General features: G+C 61.0%; 5 protein-coding genes. 4 read left to right on the forward strand and 1 reads right to left on the reverse strand.

Annotated features, from left to right (window positions below; all coding sequences use genetic code 11):
- Positions 1 to 106 precede the first annotated feature (106 nt).
- Entirely contained in the window at positions 107 to 2,215 is a 2,109-nt protein-coding gene (locus EST62_RS11530; protein WP_167599337.1) for a sigma 54-interacting transcriptional regulator, read from the reverse strand.
- Between the two features lie 195 nt (positions 2,216 to 2,410).
- Between EST62_RS11530 and EST62_RS11535 the strand changes: the two genes are divergently transcribed.
- From EST62_RS11535 to EST62_RS11550, 4 genes are all read left to right on the forward strand, one after another.
- The gene (locus tag EST62_RS11535) at positions 2,411 to 3,730 is read left to right on the forward strand and encodes a TolC family protein (RefSeq protein ID WP_167599338.1); all 1,320 of its coding nucleotides are present in this window, start codon (positions 2,411 to 2,413) and stop codon (positions 3,728 to 3,730) included.
- Between the two features lie 14 nt (positions 3,731 to 3,744).
- Positions 3,745 to 4,215, forward strand: coding sequence for a universal stress protein (locus EST62_RS11540; protein WP_129052233.1), 471 nt, complete (start codon positions 3,745 to 3,747; stop codon positions 4,213 to 4,215).
- A 22-nt stretch (positions 4,216 to 4,237) separates the two neighbouring features.
- Entirely contained in the window at positions 4,238 to 5,230 is a 993-nt protein-coding gene (locus EST62_RS11545) for an HlyD family secretion protein (RefSeq protein ID WP_129052234.1), read from the forward strand.
- A 220-nt stretch (positions 5,231 to 5,450) separates the two neighbouring features.
- Entirely contained in the window at positions 5,451 to 7,058 is a 1,608-nt protein-coding gene (locus EST62_RS11550) for a DHA2 family efflux MFS transporter permease subunit (RefSeq protein ID WP_129052235.1), read from the forward strand.
- Positions 7,059 to 7,494 lie beyond the last annotated feature (436 nt).

Genomic DNA, 7,494 nt, shown 5'->3' on the forward strand with positions numbered 1-7,494 from the left:
AAACTGGGGGGCGGTTATCAATCAGTTTTCCATTAAATTCGAGGGAAGGATGCCTCTATGAAAACGACCGTTTACACACTTATCTGAACAGGCTCGTCACACCCCCTCACCCCGCGCCGTACCGCTTCCGTATTCCGAGCTTGTCGATGCGCGAATAGAGCGTTTTGGCGTTGATCTTCAGCAGCTCCGCCGCGCCGCCTTCACCACTAACGCGGCCTCCGGCGCGGTCGAGGGCGTCGAGGATGAGCGTGCGTTCCATCTTCCGCGCCTCCTCCCCGAATTCGGCCATCGTCATGATCGCCGATGGTGCGGATGGCGCGCTCTTTTCGCCTCGCGGCGGCAGCGCCGTGGTGAAGTCGAGTGTGTCGCCTTCGGAGACAATCACCGCCTGTTCGATGCAGTGCGAGAGTTCGCGGATGTTGCCCCGCCACTGGCGCGAAATCAGTTCGCGCATGTCGCGCTCGCGGATGGCCCGCTCCGGCTTGCCAAACTCGCGGGCGAATTTGCGGGCGAAGTGCATCGCCAGCACAGGGATGTCGTCGCGGCGCTCCCGGAGCGGCGGCAGCGCAAGCGGAAAGGCGTTGAGCCGAAAGTAGAGGTCTTCGCGGAAGCGTCCGGCGGCAACCTCCTTCTGGAGGTCGCGGTTGGTGGCGGCAATGACGCGCGCATCGACCGGAATCTCGCGCCGCCCGCCGATGCGCTCCAGCTCCTTCTCCTGCAACACTCGCAGCAGCTTCGGCTGAAGCTCCAGCGGCAGTTCGCCGATTTCGTCGAGGAAAATGGTGCCGCCGTCGGCCAGCTCGAACTTGCCGATGCGCCGCTCGACGGCGCCGGTGAAGCTCCCTTTTTCGTGGCCGAACAGCTCCGACTCGACGAGCGATGCAGGGAGGGCCGCGCAGTTGACGCGCACCAGCACCCGCTCCTTGCGCGGCGAACGGTTGTGAATCGCGCGGGCGACGAGCTCCTTGCCGGTGCCGGTTTCGCCCTCGATGAGCACCGTGGCGTCGGTCGGCGCGACCTGGCTGACGCGCCGCAGCACCTCCGTGAGCGGCTCGCTCTGGCCGACGATCTCCTCGAAGTTGTGCGCCTCGCGAATCTCTTCGACCAGGTACGTGCGCTCCCCTTCGAGCTTGCGGCGCAGCCGGTCGATTTCGTCGAAGGCCAGGTAGTTCTGCAAAGCGAGCGCGAGTTGCGGCACGATCAGCCTGACCGTCCGCAGCTCCTCTTCGCCGAGCGCCACGCCGATGCCGGAGATGATGAGGCCCGCGCGGCTGCCCGGCAGATCCCAGAGCTGCACGATGATGCTCGAACTGACGCCGAAGCGCTCGCGCACCATGCCGACAAGCCGAAACTCCCGGCACAGTTCCTCGAAGCGCTCGCCCGAATAGACTCCCGGCCTCGAAATCACCTCGACGCTTTCGCGCGCGACGGGGTCATCGACACTCATGTCAAGCTGTTCGAGTGGCGAGAATGGGGCGAAACGGCTGCCCGGCTCGCGCATGAAGTTGTCGAAAATACGATAGCGCCCGTCTTCGCCCACCACCCGGATGCCAAGAAAAGCGCATGGCACGAGCCGGCTGATCTGCTCGCAGACGGTGAGCAGCATCTGGCTGCGCTCCTTGATGGTGAACAGCGCGTTGTTGATGGCGAGCTGCATCGCCGTCTCAGCCTCCCGCTGGCGAAGCTCTTCGTAGGCCAGCGCGTTGCTGACGGCGATGGCGATGGAGGAGGAGACCCCGGCAAGCAGCGTCCGGTCGGCGTCGCTCCACGTCTCCTCCTCCTTCGAGACGAAGTTGAGAAAGCCGATCACCCGCCCGCCGGAGCGGAGCGGCGAGAGCACGATCTGGCGCATTCCCAGCTCGTGCAGCGTCCAGAGCAGCGGGGCGTCGTCCGCGCCGAACGAGGGAATGTCGCGGGCGATGGTGGCGACCGTCACCGTGCGGTCGTCGAGGTGCCCTTCGAGCCAGGTGCCTGCGATGGAGCGCGTCTGGTGGCGCAGCTGTTCGGGCAGCTCGAAGCGCAGCATCTCGAAAAAAACGCTCGCCTCGCGCCGCTCCCGGTCGATGGTGATGATGACCGCCGAGTCGAACGGAAAGAGAAGGCGCAGCTTGTCGGTCACGGTGCGGAACAGCTCCTGCGGGTCGCGGATGGTGCCGATGGCGTCGCCGATGTACTGCATGAGCTTGAGCGCTTCGGGCAAGGTGGTGGCATTCATTGGCGGATTTCTGATTTCTTCAGAATACTGTTTACAGAATATTCCGAAAATTTCAGAATTCATCAAAACTCTCCAAACAGTATCATCAATGATAAGTCATAAAATAAAAAAGACTTAAGCGATTTTCAGGCAAGAGAGAAATTATGGCATGGAAATTGATGTTGGGTTCGTATCGATCTAAACACGCAGCATACCATGAAGAAAAGAAATACCATCGCCGCCCTGTTTTTGCTTGCTGCCGCGATTTCGGTTGGCGAGCCTCTGCTGGCGGCTGAAACCGGCGCCGCGCCACTGACGCTCGACGAGGCGTTGCGCATGACCCGCGAGCATAACCCGAAAGCCCGGCAAGCCTCCGAAGAGGTCAAGGCCGCCGATGCGAAAGTCGCCGAAAGCCGAAGCGCCTGGTTCCCGCAAATTTCGGGCAAGGCGGGCTACCGCTACCTCGATCCGGTCTCCGAGATGTCTTTTGGCGGCTCGTCCATGAAGTTCATGCCGAACGACAATTACGATGCGCGGTTCACCGCCGAAATGATGCTGTACGATTTCGGACGCACCGCAAGCACCGTCGATCTGGCCAAAGCCGGGCGGAACTCGGCGAGCATCCGGCAGGATATGACCCTGCGCGACCTTTCGCTGGCGACCGTCCAGACCTTCTACTCCGTGCTCTTTTTGCAGGAGGCGGTCAGGGTGCAGCAGACGGAGGTTGCTGCGCTGCAAACGAACCTCGACCACATGCAGAAGCGCTATGCCGAGGGCGCGGCCACCCGCTTTGACCTCTTGACGACCCAGGTTCGGCTCGCGGGCGCGGGGAATCGCAAGATCGACTACGAGAACCGGCTCCGCAATCAGGAAATCACGCTGCGCCGCCTCTGCGGCCTCGACGAGAATGCGCTGCTGAACCTGCGCGGCTCGTTCGATATTTCGGCTGCCGACATGGATGCCGACAAGCTTGCAGCCTCGGCGCTCGACCACCGGCCGGAGGTGATGCTCGCCCGCGAGAATCTCAAGGCGGCGGCGTACAAAAAAAATCTGGCCACCCGTGAGTTCCTGCCGAAAATCGTGGGCAGCGCCTCGTGGGGCGCCAGCAACGGCTACGTGCCCAACATCGACAAGATGCGCACCAACGTTGCGGCGGGCGTCGAGCTTCAGGTGCCGATCTTCGACGGATTCCGCAAAAGCGCCGCGCTCAGGGAGGCCACGGCTATGAAGCGCTCGGCGGAGCAGCAGCGGCTCGATGCCGAACAGATGACCGAGGCCGAGGTGCGCCAGGCGGTCAACAATCTGCAAAGCAGCCGGGAGAAGATCGAGACCACCCGCCTTCAGGTTTCGCAGGCCGACCTGGCGGCCAAACACGCACGAATCCGCTACGACAACGGCCTTGCCACCACGCTCGATCTGCTCGACGCCGAAGCGGCGCTGGCTGAAGCCGAGCTGGCGAACGTGCAGTCGCGATATGAATATGTGATGAACGCCTATTCGGTCAGACGCGCCTCGGGCGATCTGATCCGGCAATAAACGGAGAGATACCTATGACGACCAAAACAGCAAAACCATCGAGAACCATTCTCTGTCCCGTCGATTTTTCATCCTTTTCCGAAAGGGCGCTGCTTCATGCCGCCGAACACTGTTCGGGCGACTCCGAGCTGATCGTGCTGCATGTCGGCAACGCCGAAACCGGTGATCGGGGTACACGGCTCAGGGAGCACCTCCATCACTTTTCAGGCTTTTCCGATTTGCTTTCGGGCTACGGGTGCCGGGTGCGTTTCGCCGTCGAGTACGGATCGCCCGCCGCGGTCATCATCGGCCATGCCTCAAAAACCGGCGCGAGCATGATCGTGCTCGGTTCGCACGGCGCGAGCGGCATCCGCCGCCTGCTGGTCGGCAGCACCGCCGAATCGGTCATGCGCAACGCGCCCTGCCCGGTAGTGGTGCTCCGCTCGCCTGAAAGCGTCGATGAAACGGAAGCGGTTCACCGAAAACAGAAAGAAGCAATCCTGTAAAACCAACGACAGATTTACCTCCATGGCAGAAACGCAGCAACCCAACCTCGAAGCACCGGCCAACGGAAAAGAGAAGCCAAAGCCGGAACGCTCAATGGGCCGCCTGGCGATATTCGGCATCCTCTTCGCCATCGGCCTGGTCTGGGGCGGCATGAAGCTTGTCCGTTCGCTCAGCTACGAAGACACCGACGACGCGCAGATTGCCGGAAACATCTATCCGGTCATTCCGCGCGTACCGGGCAAGGTGGTCGAAGTGCTTGCCAATGACAACCAGATGGTCAAGAAAGGCGACGTGCTCATCCGACTCGATCCGGCGGACTACCAGATCAGGCGCGACATGGCCGAAGCGCAGCTTCTGAGAGCACGGGCGGCGGTGTCGGGAGCGAAGGCTGACATCGCGGCTGCGGCGGCCACGCAGACCAAGCTCGATGCCGACCTTCGCCGCAGTCGCAACCTGCAAAAGCAGGATGTGATCTCCCGCGCCGAACTCGACGCTGCCACGGCGGGCGCAACCGCCTCGACGGCGCAACACGCCGCCGCCGGAGACCAGTACAGGGTGGCGCTCGCGCAGGCAAAGCTCGCCGAAGCCGAGCTGAAAAACGCCGAGCTTCAGCTTTCGTGGGCGACCGTCACCGCTCCGGCTGACGGTCAGGTTTCCAAAAAGAACGTCCAGCCCGGCCAGTACGTGACTCCCGGCCAGCAGCTCATCGCCATCGTCGGCAGCGGCGACTTGTGGGTCGTGGCCAATTTCAAGGAGACGCAGCTCGAACACATGCGCCCCGGCCAGAAGGTGATCGTCAAGGTTGATGCCTTTCCCGGCGAGGAGCTGAAGGGGCATATCGATTCGATCTCCGCCGGAACCGGCGCGCAGTTCGCGCTGCTCCCGCCCGACAACGCCAGTGGCAACTTCGTGAAGGTGGCCCAGCGCGTACCGGTCAAGATCGTCTTCGACGAAGCGCCGAAGCTGCCGCTTGCCGCCGGAATGAATGTGATTGTTGACGTGAAGGTGAAATGACAAGCGCCTTTAACCTGGGAGCGCCGAGCGCCTGCTCGGCAATGGAGCCGAAGGCTCCACATTATATCAGGTCTCAACGCATTTCATGAATTATTACATGAAGTTGTCCCGGAGTAAATCACGCGACAGGATAGCCACAAAGATGCCGAGCAGGCGCTCGGCGCTCCCAGGCAACATCTTTTTTTGAGAACAGTTGCGACGCTTTGTCGCCGGAGTATCAATGTCAAAACCCATCGCAACAGCCGTTCCCGGAGCACAGACGCCGGCACTTCACTACGAGACTGGCATCAAAAAAGTGATCATCACGGTGACGGTCATCGTGGCGGCCATGCTCGAACTGATCGATACGACGATTGTCAACGTCGCGCTGAACCACATCAGCGGCAACCTCGGCGCGAGCATCGAGGATGTTTCGTGGGTGGTGACGAGCTACGCCATCGCCAACGTGATCGTCATTCCGCTTTCGGGCTTTCTCGGTAATCTCTTTGGACGTCGCAACTACTTCGTGGCTTCGATTCTGCTCTTTACGGTTGCATCGTTTTTCTGCGGCATCTCCGACAACATCTGGATGCTGGTCTTCTTTCGCTTTGTACAGGGCATCGGCGGTGGCGGCCTGTTGCCCACCTCGCAGGCGATCCTGTACGAGACCTTCAAGCCGGAGGAGCGCGGTACGGCGACGGGCATCTTTTCGATGGGCCTCGTGCTTGGCCCGACCATCGGCCCCTTGCTCGGCGGCTACCTGGTCGATTACTTCGCCTGGGAGTGGTGTTTTTTCGTGAACATCCCGATCGGCATCCTGGCCTCGTGGGCCGCGCTGACCTTTGTCAAGGAGCCGAAAGTGACGCACGCTGTCGAAAAGATCGACTGGGCGGGTATTGGTTTTCTGGCGCTCGGCATCGGCTCGTTGCAGTTCGTGCTCGAACGGGGCGAACAGAAAGACTGGTTCGCGACAGGTTACATCACCTGGTTCACGATCATCGCCGTGGTTTCGCTCATCGCCTTTGTCTGGCGGGAGCTGCACACCGAGCACCCGGCGGTCGATCTGCGTGTGCTGGCCCGGAGCAAGAACCTGGCCATCGCCGCCGTCTTGACCTTTATCGTCGGCTACGGGCTGTACGGTTCGCTGTTCGTCTTTCCGGTTTTCGTGCAGCGGCTGCTCGGCTTCACGGCGATGCTGACCGGCCTGGTGCTCTTTCCCAGCGCCATGCTCACCGGCATCATTTCACTGCCGCTCGGCATGGCCTTGCAGAAAGGCGCGTCGCCGAAACTGCTGATGACCGTCGGCATGGTCGCCTTCTTCTGGTTCTGCTGGGAGCTGGGCAACCAGACGCTGCAATCGGGGGCGGAAAACTTCTTCCTGATCCTGCTCATTCGCGGCATTGCCCTGGGGTTCATTTTCATTCCGGTAACGCTGCTGGCCGTGACGGGACTGCATGGCAGGGACATCGGGCAGGCGACGGGACTGAACAACATGGTGCGCCAGCTCGGCGGCTCGTTCGGCATCGCCATCACCAACACCTACATCGCCAAACGGGTGGCTGCGCACCGCATCGATATTCTCAGCCACCTCTCGCCCTACGACCCCACCGCCGTCCAGCGGTTGCAAGGCATGAAGCAGGCGTTCGGCCAGTACATGAGTTCGCCGGTCGAAGCCGGGCAGGCGGCGATGGTCGCGCTCGAAGGCATCGTCACCCGCCAGAGCTACCACCTGGCCTACATGGACGCCTTCAAGATGATCGCCGTGCTTTTCGCCGTTTGCCTGCCGCTGCTGCTCTTTATCCGCGTGGACAAAAGCGACAAAAAAGCCGACATCTCGTCGGCGCATTGAGAATATTTTCTCGATAGCGATAATCTCCGCAGGGGCGGTTCTGGCTTGTCGGAATCGCCCTTTGCAATGGTTGCGTTGAACAGCGTGAACGAAGTGGACAGCGTGGGCTTGGCGGACAAGATGGACGGCGAAAGAAGGAATTGCAACAAAAAAGTGGCCGCATTGTCAATAACCGTTTCCCTTGCCGCTCATGCTTTGGATCATCCGGTACCCGGATAGTTTTTTCCTGAATGATTTGCTGGCATACGGTACGCCACGATCAGAATGGAAGAGGACTCCTGCTGAGTGAATAACCGATGATCTCCCGATTGAAGAGTTCCATAATCACCGTGAGGTACTGCCAACCGCTATCGGTCCACAAGCAGGTCATATCGCTCGTCCAGGTCTCGAACGGCATATCCGGGGAGAAGTCCTGATTCAGGAAATTCGTTTTCCT

Origin of the sequence: Chlorobaculum sp. 24CR (assembly GCF_004118635.1) — a bacterium.
In the GTDB taxonomy this organism is placed as follows: domain Bacteria; phylum Bacteroidota; class Chlorobiia; order Chlorobiales; family Chlorobiaceae; genus Chlorobaculum.